The 19,444-nt window shown below is 64.3% G+C and carries 17 protein-coding genes; all 17 read left to right on the top strand.

Annotated features, from left to right (window positions below):
• Window positions 1-23 precede the first annotated feature (23 nt).
• Window positions 24-827 carry a transcription termination/antitermination protein NusG gene (gene nusG / locus EV641_RS10165; protein ID WP_132471732.1) on the top strand — a complete coding sequence of 268 codons (804 nt, stop codon included), beginning with the start codon at window positions 24-26 and terminating at the stop codon, window positions 825-827.
• Window positions 828-906: 79 nt separating this feature from the next.
• Window positions 907-1,341, top strand: coding sequence for a 50S ribosomal protein L11 (rplK, locus tag EV641_RS10160; RefSeq protein ID WP_006552290.1), 435 nt, complete (start codon window positions 907-909; stop codon window positions 1,339-1,341).
• A gap of 84 nt (window positions 1,342-1,425) precedes the next feature.
• Window positions 1,426-2,139 carry a 50S ribosomal protein L1 gene (rplA, locus tag EV641_RS10155; protein WP_054713317.1) on the top strand — a complete coding sequence of 238 codons (714 nt, stop codon included), beginning with the start codon at window positions 1,426-1,428 and terminating at the stop codon, window positions 2,137-2,139.
• A 406-nt stretch (window positions 2,140-2,545) separates the two neighbouring features.
• On the top strand, window positions 2,546-3,073 hold the full coding sequence (gene rplJ, locus EV641_RS10150; RefSeq protein ID WP_054713318.1) for a 50S ribosomal protein L10: 528 nt from the start codon (window positions 2,546-2,548) through the stop codon (window positions 3,071-3,073).
• A 126-nt stretch (window positions 3,074-3,199) separates the two neighbouring features.
• Window positions 3,200-3,586 carry a 50S ribosomal protein L7/L12 gene (rplL, locus tag EV641_RS10145; protein ID WP_054713319.1) on the top strand — a complete coding sequence of 129 codons (387 nt, stop codon included), beginning with the start codon at window positions 3,200-3,202 and terminating at the stop codon, window positions 3,584-3,586.
• Between the two features lie 335 nt (window positions 3,587-3,921).
• Window positions 3,922-5,019, top strand: a complete 1,098-nt coding sequence (locus EV641_RS10140; protein ID WP_277874487.1) for an ABC transporter ATP-binding protein — start codon at window positions 3,922-3,924, stop codon at window positions 5,017-5,019.
• A gap of 8 nt (window positions 5,020-5,027) precedes the next feature.
• A complete protein-coding gene (locus EV641_RS10135; protein WP_132471730.1) occupies window positions 5,028-5,819 on the top strand; it encodes an ABC transporter permease in 792 nt (263 codons plus the stop codon).
• A 4-nt stretch (window positions 5,820-5,823) separates the two neighbouring features.
• Window positions 5,824-6,684 (top strand): ABC transporter permease, encoded by an 861-nt coding sequence (locus EV641_RS10130; protein WP_054713320.1) that lies wholly within the window; start codon window positions 5,824-5,826, stop codon window positions 6,682-6,684.
• Window positions 6,681-8,051 carry an MCE family protein gene (locus EV641_RS10125; protein ID WP_132471729.1) on the top strand — a complete coding sequence of 457 codons (1,371 nt, stop codon included), beginning with the start codon at window positions 6,681-6,683 and terminating at the stop codon, window positions 8,049-8,051. Before EV641_RS10130 ends, EV641_RS10125 begins: the two co-directional genes overlap by 4 nt.
• Window positions 8,048-9,127 (top strand): MCE family protein, encoded by a 1,080-nt coding sequence (locus EV641_RS10120; RefSeq protein WP_132471728.1) that lies wholly within the window; start codon window positions 8,048-8,050, stop codon window positions 9,125-9,127. Before EV641_RS10125 ends, EV641_RS10120 begins: the two co-directional genes overlap by 4 nt.
• Entirely contained in the window at window positions 9,124-10,122 is a 999-nt protein-coding gene (locus EV641_RS10115; RefSeq protein WP_132471727.1) for an MCE family protein, read from the top strand. The genes EV641_RS10120 and EV641_RS10115 overlap by 4 nt, the downstream gene beginning before the upstream one ends.
• On the top strand, window positions 10,122-11,384 hold the full coding sequence (locus EV641_RS10110; RefSeq protein WP_132471726.1) for an MCE family protein: 1,263 nt from the start codon (window positions 10,122-10,124) through the stop codon (window positions 11,382-11,384). The genes EV641_RS10115 and EV641_RS10110 overlap by 1 nt, the downstream gene beginning before the upstream one ends.
• Window positions 11,385-11,413: 29 nt before the next feature.
• A complete protein-coding gene (locus EV641_RS10105) occupies window positions 11,414-12,715 on the top strand; it encodes an MCE family protein (RefSeq protein WP_132471855.1) in 1,302 nt (433 codons plus the stop codon).
• On the top strand, window positions 12,712-13,959 hold the full coding sequence (locus tag EV641_RS10100; RefSeq protein ID WP_132471725.1) for an MlaD family protein: 1,248 nt from the start codon (window positions 12,712-12,714) through the stop codon (window positions 13,957-13,959). Before EV641_RS10105 ends, EV641_RS10100 begins: the two co-directional genes overlap by 4 nt.
• Before the next feature lie 47 nt (window positions 13,960-14,006).
• Entirely contained in the window at window positions 14,007-14,618 is a 612-nt protein-coding gene (locus EV641_RS10095) for a hypothetical protein (RefSeq protein ID WP_054713902.1), read from the top strand.
• 73 nt (window positions 14,619-14,691) lie between these two features.
• The gene (locus EV641_RS10090; RefSeq protein ID WP_132471724.1) at window positions 14,692-15,555 is read left to right on the top strand and encodes a hypothetical protein; all 864 of its coding nucleotides are present in this window, start codon (window positions 14,692-14,694) and stop codon (window positions 15,553-15,555) included.
• A 361-nt stretch (window positions 15,556-15,916) separates the two neighbouring features.
• On the top strand, window positions 15,917-19,423 hold the full coding sequence (rpoB, locus tag EV641_RS10085) for a DNA-directed RNA polymerase subunit beta (protein WP_132471723.1): 3,507 nt from the start codon (window positions 15,917-15,919) through the stop codon (window positions 19,421-19,423).
• The last annotated feature ends 21 nt before the right edge of the window (window positions 19,424-19,444 follow it).

Here is a 19,444-nt window from a genome sequence, read left to right as displayed (position 1 = left end):
ATCGACGAGAGGAAAGTGCCCCGGTGAGCACCCCCGAGAACGACTCCTACGAGCCCTCGGCCGACGAGCGCGTTTCGGACGAGGTCGTTGTCGACGAGGCAATCGTCGACCAGGCGGTCGTCGACGACCCCGCGTCCGAAGAGTCGGTGGAGGCGGGCGTTCTGGCCGAAGCCGAGCCCGCCGACGAAGCCGAACCCGCCGACGATGTCGATCCTGCAGAAGCGCTCGAGAAGCAGCTGCGTCTCGAACCGGGCGACTGGTACGTGATCCATTCGTACGCCGGCTACGAGAACAAGGTGAAGGCGAACCTCGAGACCCGCGTGCAGAACCTGGACCTGAGCGAGTACATCTTCCAGGTCGAGGTACCCACCGAAGAGGTCACCGAGATCAAGAACGGTCAGCGTAAGCAGGTCAACCGCAAGGTGCTGCCCGGCTACATCCTGGTGCGCATGGAGCTGAACGACGAATCGTGGGGCGCGGTGCGCAACACGCCCGGTGTCACCGGATTCGTCGGTGCCACGTCTCGGCCGTCGCCGCTGACGATCAAGGAGGTCGTGAAGTTCCTCCTTCCGCAGCAGGCGAAGAAGAAGCCCGCCGCAGGTGCACCCGCCGCAGGCGACCAGACGCCTGCAGCCACCAGCAAGCCGGCCATCGAGGTCGACTTCGAGGTCGGCGAGTCGGTCACCGTCATGGATGGTCCGTTCGCCACACTGCCTGCGTCGATCAGCGAGGTCAACGCCGAGCAGCAGAAGCTCAAGGTCCTGGTGTCGATCTTCGGTCGCGAGACCCCCGTGGAGCTGTCCTTCACTCAGGTCTCGAAGCTCTGATTCGCTGATCGTTTCGACACACGAAAGCTTGCAGTAGGAATACGCAAGAACCACACCGAGCAAGAAACTAGGAATAGAGATGCCCCCCAAGAAGAAGAAGATCGCCGGGCTCATCAAGCTCCAGATCCAGGCCGGCCAGGCCAACCCGGCTCCGCCGGTCGGCCCCGCGCTGGGTCAGCACGGCGTAAACATCATGGAGTTCTGCAAGGCCTACAACGCGGCGACCGAGTCGCAGCGCGGCAATGTGGTGCCGGTCGAGATCACGGTCTACGAAGACCGCTCGTTCGATTTCAAGCTGAAGACTCCTCCCGCCGCCAAGCTGCTGCTCAAGGCGGCTGGTGTGCAGAAGGGCTCCGGCGAGCCGCACAAGACCAAGGTCGCCAAGGTGACGATGGATCAGGTGCGCGAGATCGCAAAGACCAAGCAGGAAGACCTCAACGCGAACGACATCGAGGCCGCCGCGAAGATCATCGCGGGCACGGCGCGCTCGATGGGCATCACCGTCGAGGGCTGACCTCCGTACAGCAAGTGTGGGAGGGCCGGCCAGGCCCGCACCACTCCCGAACCATTCACCTATCGGTGAGAGTTAGGAAACAACATGGCAAAGCGCAGCAAGGCTTACCTCGCCGCCGCCGAGAAGATCGACCCGGACGCCCTCTACAGCCCGCTCGAGGCAGCGAAGCTGGTCGAGGAGACGACGTCCAAGAACTACGACGCCACGGTCGAGGTCGCGATGCGCCTCGGTGTGGACCCGCGCAAAGCGGACCAGATGGTCCGCGGCACGGTGAACCTGCCGCACGGCACGGGTAAGACCGCCCGCGTGGTCGTCTTCGCTGTCGGCGAGAAGGCCGCAGAGGCCGAGGCTGCCGGCGCGGATGTCGTCGGTGCCGAGGATCTGATCGAGCGGATCCAGGGTGGATGGACGGACTTCGACGCCGCCATCGCGACCCCGGACCAGATGGCCAAGGTCGGCCGCATCGCTCGTGTTCTGGGCCCGCGTGGTCTCATGCCGAACCCGAAGACCGGAACGGTTACCCCGGACGTCGCGAAGGCTGTGACGGACATCAAGGGCGGCAAGATCAACTTCCGCGTGGACAAGAACTCGAACCTGCACTTCGTGATCGGCAAGGCGTCGTTCGGCGAGACCAAGCTGGTCGAGAACTACGCTGCTGCACTCGATGAGGTGCTTCGTGCGAAGCCGTCGAGCGCGAAGGGTCGCTACATCAAGAAGGTCACGATCGCGACGACCACCGGACCGGGCATCCCGGTGGATCCGGCGCGTACGCGTAACCTGCTCGAGGTCGCTGAATAGGCTGCGGTCGTTCTACGAACGCATCGAACGGTCGGCACGGATTCCTCCGTGCCGACCGTTTTGCATTACGGCGGTTCCATCCGCTACTGTTTACAACGTAGTTCGGCATTGTGCCGATCTTCACCCCGATCATGTTCTACCCAAGACCGTTGGTCACCTTTTCCGCGTGCGGAATCGGTTGAAGGTCCGGATTTGTCCGGCGGCCCACGCAGGAGGACGAGGTTAGGGGAGATGCGAGAGAATTGTGTCGAGCCCTCGGGCCCGAACCGGATTCGTTGCCTTCTCCTTTTACGCCCCGTGTGCCCTGCGCCGGGGCGTTCGTCGTTTCTCGGCCCAACGCCTGTCGCAGGTGGGACGTCCCGTTCGGGACGCCGGGAAAACGACTGAAACTGAGAGGAGGCGAAGTATGGCAAAGCCCGAGAAGGTCTCCGCAGTTGAGGAGATCACCGAGCAGTTCAAGACCTCGACGGCCGCTGTGGTCACGGAATACCGTGGCCTGTCGGTGGGAAGTCTGACCGAGCTGCGTCGCGCGCTCGGAGAGGGTGCGACCTACTCCGTCGCCAAGAACACCCTGGTCAAGCGTGCCGCCGCTGAGGCGGGCGTCGAGGGTCTCGACGATCTGTTCGTCGGTCCGACCGCCATCGCGTTCGTCAAGGGCGAGCCGGTGGACGCTGCGAAGGCCCTCAAGGCCTTCGCGAAGGACAACAAGGCACTCGTCATCAAGGGCGGGTACATGGACGGCGACGTGCTGTCCGTGGACCAGGTCAACAAGATCGCGGACCTCGAGTCCCGCGAGGTTCTGTTGGCCAAGCTCGCCGGCGCGATGAAGGGCAACTTGGCAAAGGCCGCCGGCCTGTTCAATGCTCCCGCTTCCCAGGTGGCTCGCCTCGCGGCCGCCCTGCAGGAGAAGAAGGCGGCAGAAGAAGCCGCCTGACGCTGATCCGCATCACCGCGAATCTGCATCACCGCGAAAACAGATACATCCACGCGTGCTCCGGCATGCACACTCCCAACCGGTCGCGGATCAGCGACATGGGACTTATCAGGAAGGACCGCCACCATGGCGAAGCTCACCACCGAAGAGCTGCTCGACGCTTTCAAGGAACTGACCCTGCTCGAGCTCTCGGAGTTCGTGAAGGCGTTCGAGGAGACCTTCGAGGTCACCGCTGCTGCTCCGGTTGCCGTTGCTGCTGCCGGCGCTCCGGCCGCTGCTGCTGAGGCCGAGGCCGAGCAGGACGAGTTCGACGTCGTCCTCGAAGGTGCCGGCGAGAAGAAGATCCAGGTCATCAAGGTCGTGCGCGAGCTCGTCTCCGGCCTGGGCCTGAAGGAAGCCAAGGACCTCGTCGAGGGTGCTCCGAAGCCGATCCTCGAGAAGGTCGCCAAGGACGCTGCAGACGCTGCCAAGGCCAAGCTCGAAGAGGCCGGCGCCAAGGTCACCGTCAAGTAAGACGGTTTTCTCACTCGCGCGGGAGTCACTGCCGCGTAGTGGCGCAAGCGCGAAGCCGCCCCCACGGATGTCGAATCCGTGGGGGCGGCTTTTCGTCGTTCACGGCGAATCTGTTTCCGATTCGGAATCGCCCGCGTGTTCCGGCACATCCGGGAAGCTTTCCGAATACCGTACCCACTGTGTATCTGTGCAGGTCATAGCATAAGTCCCCCTATGCGAGAGGCATTGATTTGCCAACTTACTCGTTAGTAGTATTCACTGTCACAGGTAACACTTCGATGCGATAGAGTGGCCCAACCCACAGGGGTGGATGGCGTCGAAACAGTGTGGAGGTAATCGTGGGCGTAGAGGTTTCCGTCGAGGGACTGACCAAGTCCTTCGGCTCGCAACGGATCTGGCAGGACGTGTCGCTGACACTTCCGGCCGGTGAGGTCAGTGCGCTGCTCGGTCCGTCCGGTACGGGTAAGTCGGTGTTCCTCAAGTCGCTGATCGGTCTGCTGCGGCCCGAGCAGGGCTCGATCATCATCGACGGCACCGACATCCTGCAGTGCTCGAGCAAGGATCTGTACGAGATCCGGAAGCTGTTCGGGGTGCTGTTCCAGGACGGTGCTCTGTTCGGATCGATGAACCTGTACGACAACGTGGCCTTCCCGCTGCGTGAACACACCAAGAAGTCCGAGTCGGATATCCGCAAGATCGTGATGAGCAAGCTCGAACTCGTGGGTCTGCTCGGTGCGGAGGACAAGCTTCCCGGTGAGATCTCCGGTGGTATGCGCAAGCGCGCCGGGCTGGCGCGTGCGCTGGTTCTCGATCCGGAGATCATCCTCGTAGACGAACCGGACTCGGGCCTCGATCCAGTGCGTACGACGTACATCTCGCAGACATTGATCGATATCAATGCCGAGATCGACGCGACGATTCTGATCGTGTCGCACAACATCAATCTTGCTCGTACGGTTCCGGACAACATCGGAATGTTGTTCCGACGGCAGCTGGTGATGTTCGGTCCGCGCGAGGTGCTGCTCACGTCGGATGAGCCGGTGGTCAAGCAGTTCCTCAACGGCACGATGATCGGTCCGATCGGTATGTCGGAGGAGAAGGACGAGGCGCAGATGGCTCACGAGCAGGCGCTCGTGGATGCCGGACACCACGCCGGTGGCGTCGAGGATGTGGAGGGCATCGTTCCGCAGATGCAGGCGACGCCGGGTATGCCGGTGCGTCAGGCGGTGGGGCGGCGTCAGGATCGCGTCCGTCAGATCCTGCACACTCTCCCGCCGGCAGCTCAGGCCGCGATCGTCGAATCGCTCGAGGGGGAGGGCGCGGCGTCGGCCTACCCCGAGCACGAGTACCGCCACGACAACCGCGACGACGACACTCAGGTGATTCCCGCGTACTCGCCCGAAGGATACGACCAGCCTCACGGCCTTAAGTAGGAGAATAGATGGGGGGAAGTACCTCGCTCGTGCGCCCCGTGCACGGCGCGCTCACCCAAGCCGGAAACATCTTCGAGCTGTTCGTCGACGTCGTCCGCAACACCTTCCGACGTCCCTTCCAGTTCAGGGAATTCATCGAACAGGCCTGGTTCATCGCCAGTGTCACGATCCTCCCCACCGCGCTGGTGGCGATCCCGTTCGGTGCTGTCGTGTCGCTGCAGACCGGGTCGTTGATCAAGCAGCTCGGCGCGGAATCGTTCACCGGTGCAGCGAGTGTGCTCGCAGTGATCCAGCAGGGCAGTCCGATCGTGACCGCGTTGCTGATCGCGGGTGCGGCAGGTTCGGCGGTCACGGCCGATCTCGGATCTCGCACCATCCGCGAGGAGATCGACGCGATGAAGGTGCTGGGCATCGACCCGATCCAGCGCCTGGTGGTGCCGCGTGTGCTCGCGATGGTGCTGGTCGCCCTGCTTCTGAACGGACTGGTCTCGGTCGTAGGTATCGCGGGCGGGTACTTCTTCAACGTCATCCTCCAGGACGGAACCCCTGGCGCGTACCTCGCGTCCTTCTCCGCCCTCGCGCAGCTTCCCGACCTCTACGTGGCGGAGCTCAAAGCCGCCGTCTTCGGCGTCATCGCCGGCGTTGTGGCGTCGTACAAGGGACTGAACCCGGGGCCCGGGCCGAAGGGCGTCGGTGAAGCGGTGAACCAGACCGTCGTCATCACGTTCCTGTTGCTGTTCTTTGCAAATCTGATCCTGACGATGGTGTATCTGCAGGTCGTTCCGGCGAAGGGGTCCTGAACCGATGACAATCGCCAAGGGTCGCGGGGATCTCGTTCTGATCCGTGGCCGGAGAGTGCTGCGTGCACCACTGAACATGCTCGACCGCGCCGGCGAGCAGATGTCGTTCTACGCGCGGGCGGTCGGGTGGATTCCGCGCACGATCACGCACTACCGCAAGGAAGTGCTTCGGCTCCTCGCCGAGGTCACCTTCGGCAGTGGCGCCCTGGCCGTGATCGGCGGCACCATCGGCGTCATCGCGATGATGTCCGGGTTCACCGGCGTCGTCGTGGGTCTGCAGGGGTACGCGGCTCTCGAACAGCTCGGATCGTCGGTGCTCACCGGCTTCCTGTCGGCCTACGTCAACACGCGTGAGCTCGCACCGATCGTCGCGGCCCTCGCATTGTCGGCGACCGTCGGCTGTGGTTTCACGGCCCAGCTCGGTGCGATGCGGATCAGCGAGGAGATCGATGCCCTCGAGGTGATGGCCGTCCCTTCGATGCCGTTCCTCGTGACCACCCGCATGATCGCGGGCTTCGTCGCGGTCATTCCCCTCTACATCGTCGGCCTGCTCGCCGCGTATCTCATGACACGGGTGATCAGCACCCTGTTCAACGGGCAGTCGCCGGGATCGTACGACCACTATTTCAACTTGTTCCTCCCACCGGAGGACGTGCTCTATTCGTTCGCGAAAGTGCTGGTATTCGCGTTCGTGCTGATCCTCATCCATTGCTACTACGGATTCCACGCGAGCGGCGGACCCGCGGGCGTCGGTGTGGCCGTCGGGCGCGCGGTCCGGACTGCGATCGTCACCATCGCGGTGCTCGACTTCTTCCTGAGTCTTGCGATCTGGGGCACGAGCACGACGGTGAGGGTGGCCGGATGAGCGACACATCGACTCTGCGGCGGCGCGTGCTCGGTCTGGTCTTCTTCCTTGTTCTCGCACTGTTCGTCGGTGGCACCATCGCGATCTACAACAAGGCCTTCACGAAGGTCGTCGAGGTCGAACTGCTCACCGACAGCGTCGGCAACGCACTGCCCAAGAACGCCGACGTCAAGGTGCGCGGTGTGATCGTGGGGGAGGTGCGGTCGACGAGCGTCTCGGGCGACCAGGTTTCCGCGCACCTCGCGATCGACCCGAACCAGGCCGATCTCATCCCGGCCAACGCAACGGGTCAGCTCCTGCCGAAGACGCTCTTCGGTGAGCGGTACGTGTCGCTGATCATCCCCGACGATCCCGGCCGTTCGCTGCAGGCAGGTGACGTTCTCGTGCAGGACACCAGCGAGAAGACCACCGAGCTCGGCGAGGTGCTCGACGGTCTGCTCCCACTGCTGCAGGCGATTCCACCGCAGGACCTCGCGAACACCCTCGGTGCGCTTGCCCAGGGTCTCAGCGGTCGAGGCGAGACGCTCGGCCGGACCGTCGACAACCTCGAGCGGATCTTCCGAGAGGTCAACGTGGAACTACCGACGCTGCAGGAAGACCTGCGCGGACTCGCCGATTTCACTCAGACCTACTCCGAGGCAGCTCCGGATCTCATCAACGCACTCGACAACCTCCGGACCACCGGCACGACCATCGTCGAGGAGCAGAACCAGATCCGGACCTTGCTGGCCAGCGCGACCAGCGCCTCCGCGTCGACCGCAGATTTCCTGCAGACCAACGCGAACTCCCTGATCAGCATCGCCGCGGATTCCAAGGAAGCGTTGCAGTTGCTCGCTCGGTACTCGCCGTCGTTCCAGTGCACGTTCCGGGGTTTCGCCGAAGCCAAGCCCGCCGCGGTGGAACTGCTCGCCGCAGACGACCCGTTCCCCGCCGCGCGCGCGAACATCCAGTTCACCAATCCCAAGGGGCGATACCTGCCGAATCAGGACGAACCGCGTCTGCTCGACACCCGCGGTCCCGCCTGCTACGACCAGGTGACCGAGCCGGGCCGGCATTTCCCGCAGTACCCCGGTGGTTCGATCAACGATGGTTCCTACCAGGTGCCCTCCCGTAACCGGGGCCCCGAATCGATCCCGATGTTCCCTGCTCCTGAAGGCTCGGGCGTGCCCGACGACGTGGGCACCATCATCGGACTCTCCGGGTCCGACTCCGCGACCCCGGTCTCGTACGAAGGCTCGCGTGCCGAGCAGGACACCCTCGACGTGATCTACGGCCAGGCCACCGGAATTGCACCGCAGGACGTCCCGGCGTGGACGACACGGCTGGGTGCCCCCGCACTTCGTGGCACGGAGGTGAGCTTTCAGTGAGAGGTCTCGCTTCACCACTGATCAAACTGATCGTGTTCGCCGTGGTCACCATCCTCGCGACCGGTGTCCTCGCTGCCACGATCGCGAGCGTCGGAGGACGAGGAGGAACGAAGTTCCATGCCGTGTTCTCCGACGTGACCTCACTCAACGAGGGCGACGACGTGCGTATCGCCGGTGTCAAGGTCGGACAGGTCGACGACATCGCGATCGTCAACGAACGCGAGGCCCGCGTGACGTTCTCACTCGATCAGCGCGACTGGCTTCCTGCGACATCGACCGCAGCCCTGCGCTTCCGCAATCTGGTCGGTCAGCGCTACATCGCGCTGGGGCAGGGCGAGGGAGACCAGGGCCTGCGCATGACTGAAGGGGAGACCATCCCCATCGAACGGACGAGGCCGGCTGTCAACCTCACAACGCTGTTCGACGGGTTCCGCCCACTGTTCCAGACGCTCAGCGCCGACGACGTCAACAAGCTGTCGTTCCAGATCATTCAGGTTTTCCAAGGTGAAACGGGCACGATCGACGATCTCGTGCGCAGCACTGCAAGCCTGACGAACACGATCGCCGACAAGGACGCGGTGATCGGTGCCGTCATCGACAACCTGAACACCGTCCTCACCACGATCGACGAGCGCGACGAACAACTGGACTCGCTTCTGGTGAACACCCAGGCACTCGTCAGTGGTCTCGCTGCGGATCGCGACACGGTGGGTTCGTCGGTGCAGTCCCTCGCGGGCCTGACCGATGCGGTGGCGGACGTGTTGGAGCCGACTCGCTCGTCGGTCACCCAGTCGATCACCGCGCTGGACGAGCTGACCGGCAATCTCAACGCGAACAGCGGTGAGGTGAACGATGTGCTCGCCAACCTGCCCGTCAAGCTCGAGAAGCTCGGCCGTGTCGCCAGCTACGGGTCGTGGTTCCAGTTCTACCTGTGCGGTATCGACATCATCGCCGGGCCCGGTTCGGTGCCCTACCTGAACCTCCCCACAGGGCTACCCACCGTGAACCAGCCCATCTATACGAATGCGGCGCAGCGATGCACGCAGGACGGGATGCAGGAGTTGCAGGGACGATGAGTAAACGCCGCAGTCCGGCAGCCGCCGGTGCCCTGGGCATCGTCGTGATTCTGCTGGCGACACTGTCCGCATTCTTTCTCGATTCGCTGCCGATCATCGGTGCCGGGGCGACGTATAAGGCCGAGTTCAGTGAGGCTGCAGGGCTCAAGCCCACCAACGAGGTCCGCATCGCCGGCGTCAAGGTCGGCACCGTCAGCGCCGTCGAACTCGAAGGTGATCGCGTCGTCGTGTCCTTCCGGGTTCAGGATGCGTGGGTCGGCGACAACACGTCGGCCTCGATCCAGATCAAGACGATCTTGGGACAGAAGTACCTCGCGCTGAACCCGAGTGGCGCCGAGGTCCTCGACCCGGACGACCGGATTCCGCTGGACCGCACGGTCTCGCCGTACGACGTGATCGAGGCGTTCTCGTCCGCGGCCACGACGCTCGGTGACATCGACTCCGACCAGCTCGCAACGAGTTTCGAGACCCTGGCTAGCGCATTCTCCGAGACCCCCGACGACATCCGCGCGTCACTCGACGGCGTGAGTAGGTTGTCGGAGACGATCGCGAGCCGCGACAAGGAACTCAAGCGGCTCCTCGAAGCAACGGGCAACGTGTCGCAGATCCTTGCCGACCGGAACACCGAGTTCAATCGTCTGCTCAGCGACGGAGCACTGCTGATCACCGAGCTCAACAACCGTCAGCAGGCCATCTCGCAGCTGCTCGACGGGACGAAGAGGCTCTCGACGGAGCTCTCGGCGCTGGTGGTCGAGAACCAGGAACAGATCGGTCCTGCCCTCGAGAACCTGCGGGGCGTCGTGCAGATCCTGCAGGACAACAACGACAACCTCGACAGGGCGATGAAGCTGTATGAGCCGTTCGTGCGTCTGTATGCCAACGTCGTCGGCAACGGGCGCTGGTTCGACCAGGTGGTCGTGAATCTGACGCCGCCGGGTCTGCCCGAGATTCCGGGATACCGCGAGCCGGGTCGCACCCTGGGAGAGGGGAACTGATGGCACACGCAGAAAACGCCGATTCCCCGAAACAGGGCGGTCGAAGGCGCATTGCGCTCATTGCTCTCGCAGTGGCTGCGGCGCTCGTGGTCGTCGGTGCGTTGTGGTGGGTGTTCACACGTGCTGGAACGACAACGGTCACTGCCTATTTCGACAAGGCCGTCGGTATCTACGAAGGATCCGACGTCCGGGTTCTCGGTGTCGAGGTCGGCAGCGTCACCTCGGTCGAACCTCAGGGAGAGCTCGTCAAGGTCGACATGCGCGTCAATCGCGGGGTGGACATCCCGGCAGACGCCAGGGCAGTGCAGATCACGCCTTCCGTGGTCGCCGACCGTTACGTTCAGCTCACCCCCGCCTACTCCGGTGGCGAGAAGATGAGCAACGGCGCCGTCATCGATCTCGAGCGCACGGCCACTCCCGTCGAGGTCGACGAACTGTATGCGAGCATCGACGAACTGGCCCGCGCACTCGGGCCGGAGGGCGCGAACGCCAACGGTGCGCTGACCGATTTCGTGGAGGTCGGAGCCGAGAACCTCGAAGGCAACGGTGCGGCTCTCGGGCAGAGCATCGACGAGTTGTCCGCTGCCGCTCGCACACTCAACGAATCGCGCGGTGATCTCTTCGGGACCATCGAGAACCTGCAGGTCTTCGTGAGTGCGCTCGCGGCCAACGACCAGCAGGTACGGCAGTTCAACACTCAGCTCGCCGACCTGTCGGGCTTCCTCGCAGGGGAACGCCAGAACCTCGGTGAGGCGCTCCAGCAGCTTTCCATGACCCTCGGGGACGTCACGACGTTCGTGCGCGACAACCAGGACGCGGTCAAGGACAACGTCGACGCCTTGGTTCCTGTCACGGAGAACCTGGCGAACAATCGTCAGTCCCTCGTGGATTCTTTGACTCTGCTGCCGCTCGCGGTGAGTAACCTCGTCAACTCGTACGACGCGGAATCGGGTTCGCTGTCGTCGCGCCTGGTTCTGCCTGAGCTGGAGGATCCCGCCGCGGTCCTCTGCAAGCTGATCGACGTGGGCAAGCTGATGCCCGGCGACCCCGAATTCGAAGCGCTGGGACGGCAGATGCAGCCCGTGATCGACCGCTGCGGCGACATCATGGGGCAGATCACCGAGGACACGAGGTCGCCGGACCTCATCCTGCCGTTCGGGATCATGAGCGGTGAGAACATCCAGCGGCAGGTCGTCCCGGGCACGGTGCCGGGGGTCGTGTCGCCGCGGCTGGACGTGAGCGGAGAGGGGGGCGGCCAGTGAGGCGCACGGTGGCCCATGGCCGGAGGAACCTGCCGCGTTCGACGCTCGTCGGTGTGGGGGCATGTGTCGTCGCGGTGACGATCTCGGGTTGCGGTGGCATCTACGATGTTCCGCTGCCCGGCGGCGCCGATCTCGGCGACGATCCGATCCACGTCAGCATCGAATTCGACGACGTCCTCGATTTGGTGCCGCAGTCGACCGTCAAGGTCGACGGCGTGCCGATGGGTCGCGTCCAGTCGATCAACGTGGCGGGGGAGGGATGGACCGCTGATGTCGAGATCGTCCTCAACTCGGCGGCGGACCTGCCCGCCAACACGTTCGCCGTCGTCGAGCAGAGCAGTCTGCTGGGCGAGAAGTTCGTGCAGCTCGCGCCGCCGTCGGACGAGCCTGCGGCGGGCGAACTCGTGGATGGCGCCACCATTCCCCTCGAACGGACACGGCACGCGACGGAGATCGAACCGGTGCTCGGAGCCCTGTCGTTGCTGCTCAACGGCGGCGGTGTCGGTCAGCTCGCCCCGGTGATCGAAGAGTTGTCGACGGCATTCGACGGTCGTGAGGGCACGACGCGCAGCCTCATCGAGGAGGCCGAATCCCTCATCACCGGACTCGATCAGCAGCGAGACGACATCACCCGCGCGATCGATGGACTCGACGCGCTGTCCGAACGGGTCGCAGCTCAGAACGATCAGGTCGCCGCGATCCTCGACGACCTACCCGTGGCGACAGAGGTCCTCGAGCAACAGCGACCGGAGCTCACGCAACTCCTGGTGCAGCTCGATCGGCTGGGAACGGCCGGCACGGACATTCTCGATCAGTCCAAGGACGATCTCATCGCCGACCTGCTTGCGCTGCGTCCGACTCTTCAGGCGCTCGCTGCGTCGGGAGATGATCTCGTGCAGTCCTTGGCGTTCGTCCCGACGGTGCCGTTCCCGGACAGCGTCGAGGACATCATCGTGGGCGGATCCATGAACCTGTTCCTCATCGTCGACCTGCAGATCGGCGACGCCCTCGCCTCGCTCGGCGTGGGCCAGGGAGAGCCCGTGTATCGGCAGCCGAAGTTCGGGAATCCGAAGCCTGTCATCGACCCGTCCAACCCGTACTACGACGGAAACGGACCGCACGTGGGGTGGCCGACGGTGTCGTTGCTGCCGCTACTTCCCGCTCCGACGTTCCCCGACCTCCTGACTCTTCCCGAAGGTGTCGTGCTGCCGGAAGGGATCGAAATTCCCGGCCTCGGTGAGGCCGGCTCACAGCGTGCGCCCGCACCGCCCCCGCCGCCCAATCCGCTGGAGGGCCTGATGGATCAGCTCGGAATCGGGGGTGACCGATGAGATCGCGACTGGTGAGGATTCAGCTCGTGGCATTCGTCGTCATCGCGCTGCTCGGCGTGGTGTACGTCGGCGCCCGCTACGTCCGGCTGGACAATCTCATGGGCTTCGGCCAATACACCGTCAACGCCCGATTCCCCAGTTCGGGTGGTGTATTCAAGAATGCGGAAGTCACTTATCGGGGCGTCCCGGTCGGTCGGGTGGGCACCCTCTCGCTGACCAGCGAGGGCATCGACGTCGAATTGAAACTCGATGACGGCGCGCCGAAGATTCCTGCGTCGGCTCGGGCCGTGGTCGCGAATCGCTCGGCGATCGGCGAGCAGTACGTCGATTTGCGGCCGGACACCGATGAAGGTCCGTATCTCGTGGACGGTTCGGTCATCGAATCTACGGTCGACGACCTTCCGGTGCCCGTCGAAGACCTGCTGGTGAGCACGAACGAACTGACACGGTCGGTTCCGACGGATGCGCTGCACACGGTGGTCACCGAACTCGGCGCCGCTTTCGACGGCCGCGGCGACGAACTGCAGGTTCTCGTCGATTCGCTCGCGCAGCTCAGCGACTCGGGTGTCGAATTCCTACCGCAGACCGTCACGTTGATCCGTGACAGCCGGACCGTGCTCGACACCCAGTCCGAGCAGTCGTCCGCAATCATGCAATTCAGCTCCGATCTCGACCTCATCACCGCGCAACTGCGCGACAGCGACCCCGACATCCGCCGGCTCATCGAGACCGGAACGTCCGCGAGCGATGAGCTGAACCGGCTGGTCGCAGATTCGGGTCCGGGACTGACTGCAAACCTGACCAACCTCGCCGCGCTCGGCGAGACCCTCGCACCTCAGGCGATTGCACTGCAACCGCTGCTGGCGTTCCTTCCGGCCGTGGCAGCCAGCGCCGGAACGGTGGCGCCGGGCGACGGTACGGTGAGGCAGGGCATCGTGCTGGAGACGAACAACCCGCCGTCGTGCACGCTCGGATACGAGGGAACCCACGAGATCATCGAGCAGATGCGCGCGGAGAACCCGAACTTCGATGATCACGCGCAGGACTTCCCGTTCAACACGGAGGCTTCGTGTGAGGCACCGCAGGGAAGCGTGACCGGCGTGCGCAGCGCGAACCGGATCGTGTTCGCCGATCCTGCGACCATCCAGCCGTGGGATTTCACACCGAAGAAGGACCCCGACAAGCTCAATCTGAATCCGGTGGCGACGCAGTTGGCGCCGCTTCTCGGAGTCACCCCGAAGTGAGCAGTGAGTAGGTTATTGGAGTGAGAGCAAGAACCGTCGCCCTGTCGATCGTGAGCGCATTGGCGGTGGTCGCCTTCGTGGCTGTCGCGTGGTTCGGATTCGGATGGGCGAAGGCACTGATCGTCGATCGTTCGGTGGCCGACACGCGCGATGCTGCGCTGGCGGGAGCGTTCCAGGCGGCGATCAACCTCAACAGTGTCGATGCACAGAATGTCGATGCCTCGCTCGACAATATGCGCTCGTCGATCACCGGTGACGCGTTGCGCAACGATCTCGCTGCGACCGAGCAGCAGATCCGCGACCAGGTCGCCGCGACCGGCACGAGCATGTCGGCGGAGGTGCTCTTCGGGTCGTTGACCGAACTGAACACCGACGACGATCAGGCGAAGGCGCTCGTCGTGCTCGCGGTGCGCACGACCACACCCGAGTACTTCACCGTCAACAAGGTCTCGGTGAACGCCTCGATGGCGAAGGACGGCGACGTCTGGAAAGCGGTGACGATCGAGCCGCTCGGGTCGGTCGGGATGGAGGAGGGCCCGGCCCCGGGTGCACAGCCAGCGCCGGAAGGTGCTGCGCCTGCTGAACCTGTGCCGGCCGAACCTGCGCCGGCCGAACCTGCGCCCGCAGAATCTGTACCAGAGGGTGCCGCGACACCGTGACCTGCAACAACTTGTCGACCAGCAGTGACGGCTCGAACAGCAGTAGTAGCGAGCCGACGAAGGAGAACGTCTAGTGCCACCGCAGCGCCGCAACTCCGGGCCGCCGCGCCGTCGACCGAAGATCGCCGGCGCGTCCCGTCGGACCGAGTCGAACGCCGGTCCGGTCACACCGAGCCCGGTTTCTCCCAGTAGTGAATCCGACTCAGTCGACCAGGTCGACGAGGCCGACTCGTCCGGCCCTGCCCCCGAGGGCTCAGGCAGTGCGGTCGGCTCCGGCCGGTCGGGCGGCGTCGAGGAGAAGGCCGAGTCGGACGAGAGGGCGGAGTCCGACGAGAGGGTGGAGCCGGACGAGAAGACCGAGCCCCATACGCCGGTCCCGCTGAGTAAGGAGGCCGAACCGCATGCGGCCGCCGGGCCGGATGAGACGGCCGTTGACGAGAAACGATCGGGATCGAGTTGGATGCCGGTACTCGCGGTGGCAGCGGTCGCCGTGGTGCTGGGTGCGCTCGCGGTGGTGGCGGCCTTTCGACCCGGAGCATCGGACAGCAATATCGCGTGGGTCGACCAGGGAACGACCGCTGCGGTGACCGAAGCTGCCGCGCACGCGATCGAGGCGATGCACGGGTACAACTTCGAGACGATCGACGAGGATTTCGCCGAAATCCGCGAACTGCTCACAGACGAACGCCGCGCGGAATTCGACTCGACCGCGCAGGTCACCAAGGATGCCGCGGTACAGACCCGCACCGTGACGGAAGTGAATGTGGCGCATATCGGTGCACGGATGATCGATGAGTCCCACGCCGAGGTCGCTGCGTACATCAACGTCAGCGCGACCGGTGACGGAGTGGCGCAGGGAAGTGCGGCAGCGCCGTTGCTGGTGCGAATGGAGAAGGCGGATGGCCGCTGGCTGGTCTCGGAGATCCGTGATCAGTAGGCCCGTCGTGCCAGGCCGGTGGTCGCGTTGCGGGTGTGACACCGGGGACCGGTGACTCTTGACGAGAACGACGGGAGACGTCACTCTATCGGTACGCCTGTGCGATACCGACTCCGTGACGTCGCCTCAAGGTTTCTTTGAGGCACCCCTGTGGACATTTTCGTGTGTTCGGTGTAAGTTGGTTCTTTGCGCTGGCTGCCTCCTGTCCACACCTCGACCTGTGAGCCCGTGAATCGTTCGTCGAGAGCGACTTCATCGGATTCTTCGGTGGGGTTTCAGTTCGGGTTGCGACCAGCCGAAACGCCCCACATGAAGAAGCAGGTACAGCGGCGGTCGCACCGGTTGGAGCGACCCGCGTGAGGTGCTGGAAGGACGCATCTTGGCAGTCTCTAGCCAGACCAAGGCAGTTGCCGGAATCCCCGGAGCCCCGAAGAGGGTTTCGTTCGCGAAAATTCGCGAACCACTCGAAGTTCCCGGGCTCCTCGATCTACAGACAGATTCCTTCGAATGGTTGATCGGGTCGGAGCGCTGGCGCGCGAAGGCTGCTGATCGCGGTGACGGCAGCGTCGCCGGTGGTCTCGAAGAGATCCTCGCCGAGCTTTCGCCGATCGAGGACTTCTCGGGCTCGATGTCCCTCTCCTTCTCCGACCCGCGCTTCGACGAGGTCAAGGCCTCCGTCGAGGAGTGCAAGGACAAGGACATGACGTATGCGGCTCCGCTGTTCGTCACGGCCGAGTTCATCAACAACAACACCGGCGAGATCAAGAGCCAGACGGTCTTCATGGGTGACTTCCCGATGATGACCGGCAAGGGCACCTTCATCATCAACGGCACCGAGCGCGTCGTCGTGTCGCAGCTCGTGCGTTCGCCCGGTGTGTACTTCGACAAGTCCGTCGACAAGAGCACCGAGAAGGACCTGCACAGCGTCAAGGTCATCCCCGGTCGCGGTGCATGGCTCGAGTTCGACGTCGACAAGCGCGACACCGTCGGTGTGCGCATCGACCGCAAGCGCCGTCAGCCCGTCACGGTGCTGCTCAAGGCGCTCGGCTGGTCCACCGAGCAGATCGTGGAGCGCTTCGGCTTCTCCGAGATCATGATGTCCACGCTCGAGAAGGACAACACCGCCGGGACCGACGAGGCGCTCCTCGATATCTACCGCAAGCTTCGTCCGGGCGAGCCGCCGACGAAGGAGAGCGCACAGACGCTCCTCGAGAACCTCTTCTTCAAGGACAAGCGCTACGACTTGGCGCGCGTGGGCCGTTACAAGATCAACAAGAAGCTGGGTCTGAACACCGGCCAGCCGATCGAAGCGTCGACCCTCACAGAGGAAGACATCGTCGCGACCATCGAATACCTCGTACGTCTGCACGCGGGCGAGAATTGGATGACCGCTCCGGACGGCGTCGAGGTTCCGGTCGAGGTCGACGACATCGACCACTTCGGCAACCGTCGCCTGCGCACCGTCGGTGAGCTCATCCAGAACCAGATCCGCGTGGGCCTGTCCCGCATGGAGCGCGTCGTTCGTGAGCGCATGACGACCCAGGACGTCGAGGCGATCACGCCGCAGACCCTGATCAACATCCGTCCGGTCGTGGCCGCGATCAAGGAGTTCTTCGGAACTTCGCAGCTGTCGCAGTTCATGGACCAGAACAACCCGCTGTCGGGTCTGACGCACAAGCGTCGCCTGTCGGCACTCGGCCCCGGCGGCCTGTCGCGTGAGCGCGCCGGCCTCGAGGTCCGCGACGTTCACCCGTCGCACTACGGCCGCATGTGCCCGATCGAGACCCCTGAAGGCCCGAACATCGGCCTGATCGGTTCACTGTCGGTGTACGCACGGGTCAACCCGTTCGGTTTCATCGAGACCCCGTACCGCCGGGTCGTCGACGGTGTCGTCACCGACCAGGTCGACTACCTCACGGCAGACGAAGAAGACCGCTTCCTCATTGCGCAGGCGAACTCGCCGATCGCAGCGGACAACACGTTCGCCGAGGATCGCGTGCTCGTCCGTAAGAAGGGTGCGGAGATCGAGTACGTCGGCGCCGACGCCGTCGAGTACATGGACGTCTCGCCGCGCCAGATGGTGTCCGTCGCGACGGCCATGATTCCGTTCCTCGAGCATGACGACGCCAACCGTGCCCTCATGGGCGCGAACATGCAGCGTCAGGCTGTGCCGCTGATCCGCAGCGAGGCTCCGGTCGTCGGTACCGGCATGGAGCTGCGTGCTGCAGTGGACGCAGGCGACGTCATCGTCACCGAGAAGCCCGGTGTGGTCGAGGAGGTGTCGGCCGACTTCATCACGGTGATGGCCGACGACGGCACCCGCCGCACCTACCGTCTGCGCAAGTTCGACCGGTCGAACCAGGGCACCTGCTCCAACCAGCGCCCGATCATCGACGAAGGTCAGCGTGTCGAGGCCGGCCAGGTTCTGGCCGACGGCCCGTGCACCGAGAACGGTGAGATGGCGCTGGGCAAGAACTTGCTCCTCGCGATCATGCCGTGGGAAGGCCACAACTACGAGGACGCGATCATCCTGTCGCAGCGCCTCGTGGAAGAGGACGTCCTGACCTCGATCCACATCGAGGAGCACGAGATCGATGCCCGCGACACCAAGCTCGGTGCCGAGGAGATCACTCGCGATATCCCGAACGTCTCCGACGAGGTCCTCGCAGACCTCGACGAGCGAGGCATCGTTCGTATCGGTGCCGAGGTCCGCGACGGCGACATCCTGGTCGGCAAGGTCACGCCCAAGGGCGAGACCGAGCTCACCCCGGAGGAGCGACTCCTTCGGGCGATCTTCGGTGAGAAGGCCCGCGAGGTCCGCGACACGTCGCTCAAGGTTCCTCACGGCGAGACCGGCAAGGTCATCGGAGTCCGCGTGTTCTCCCGCGAGGACGACGACGATCTGCCTCCGGGCGTCAACGAGCTCGTCCGCGTGTACGTGGCGCAGAAGCGCAAGATCCAGGACGGCGACAAGCTCGCCGGCCGCCACGGCAACAAGGGCGTCATCGGCAAGATCCTCCCGCAGGAGGACATGCCGTTCCTGCCCGACGGCACGCCCATCGACATCATCCTGAACACGCACGGTGTTCCGCGTCGTATGAACATCGGCCAGATCCTCGAGACTCACCTCGGCTGGATCGGCAAGGCCGGCTGGAACGTGCAGATCGCCGACGACGGGTCCCGGCCCGACTGGGCACAGAACCTGCCCGAGGAGATGCTCGCTGCCGAGTCCGACTCGAACATCGCAACGCCGGTGTTCGACGGTGCTCGCGAAGAGGAGCTCACGGGTCTGCTGTCGTCGACGCTGCCGAACCGCGACGGCGAGGTCATGGTCGGCCCCGACGGCAAGGCGACGCTGTTCGACGGTCGTTCGGGCGAGCCGTTCCCGTACCCGGTGGCGGTCGGCTACATGTACATCATCAAGCTGCACCACTTGGTCGACGACAAGATCCACGCGCGTTCGACGGGTCCGTACTCGATGATCACGCAGCAGCCTCTCGGTGGTAAGGCCCAGTTCGGTGGTCAGCGCTTCGGTGAGATGGAGTGCTGGGCCATGCAGGCCTACGGTGCCGCATACACGCTGCAGGAGCTGCTCACCATCAAGTCCGACGACGTCGTGGGTCGCGTGAAGGTGTACGAGGCGATCGTCAAGGGCGAGAACATCCCCGAGCCCGGCATCCCGGAGTCGTTCAAGGTGCTCCTGAAGGAACTCCAGTCCCTCTGCCTCAACGTGGAGGTGCTGTCCAGCGACGGCGCTGCCATCGCGATGGCCGACAGCGACGACGAGGACCTGGAGCGGGCAGCAGCCAATCTGGGTATCAACCTTTCCCGCAACGAGTCGGCCACGGTCGACGACCTCGCGAACTAGGAGCCGAACCGATGCGGTACG

It is taken from the genome of Rhodococcus sp. SMB37, from assembly GCF_004345605.1.
Classification (GTDB): Bacteria; Actinomycetota; Actinomycetes; order Mycobacteriales; family Mycobacteriaceae; genus Rhodococcus.
Note: the sequence above shows the minus strand (reverse complement) of the source record. Positions and strands in the feature narration are given on the sequence as shown.

Bases quoted from the DNA above. Each gene is read 5' to 3' on its own strand.
- EV641_RS10115 (WP_132471727.1), top strand. From the start codon at position 9,124: ATGAGTAAACGCCGCAGTCCGGCAGCCGCCGGTGCCCTGGGCATCGTC.
- rplL (WP_054713319.1), top strand. From the start codon at position 3,200: ATGGCGAAGCTCACCACCGAAGAGCTGCTCGACGCTTTCAAGGAACTG.
- EV641_RS10110 (WP_132471726.1), top strand. From the start codon at position 10,122: ATGGCACACGCAGAAAACGCCGATTCCCCGAAACAGGGCGGTCGAAGG.
- rplK (WP_006552290.1), top strand. From the start codon at position 907: ATGCCCCCCAAGAAGAAGAAGATCGCCGGGCTCATCAAGCTCCAGATC.
- rplJ (WP_054713318.1), top strand. From the start codon at position 2,546: ATGGCAAAGCCCGAGAAGGTCTCCGCAGTTGAGGAGATCACCGAGCAG.
- EV641_RS10100 (WP_132471725.1), top strand. From the start codon at position 12,712: ATGAGATCGCGACTGGTGAGGATTCAGCTCGTGGCATTCGTCGTCATC.
- EV641_RS10130 (WP_054713320.1), top strand. From the start codon at position 5,824: ATGACAATCGCCAAGGGTCGCGGGGATCTCGTTCTGATCCGTGGCCGG.
- EV641_RS10125 (WP_132471729.1), top strand. From the start codon at position 6,681: ATGAGCGACACATCGACTCTGCGGCGGCGCGTGCTCGGTCTGGTCTTC.
- rplA (WP_054713317.1), top strand. From the start codon at position 1,426: ATGGCAAAGCGCAGCAAGGCTTACCTCGCCGCCGCCGAGAAGATCGAC.
- EV641_RS10135 (WP_132471730.1), top strand. From the start codon at position 5,028: ATGGGGGGAAGTACCTCGCTCGTGCGCCCCGTGCACGGCGCGCTCACC.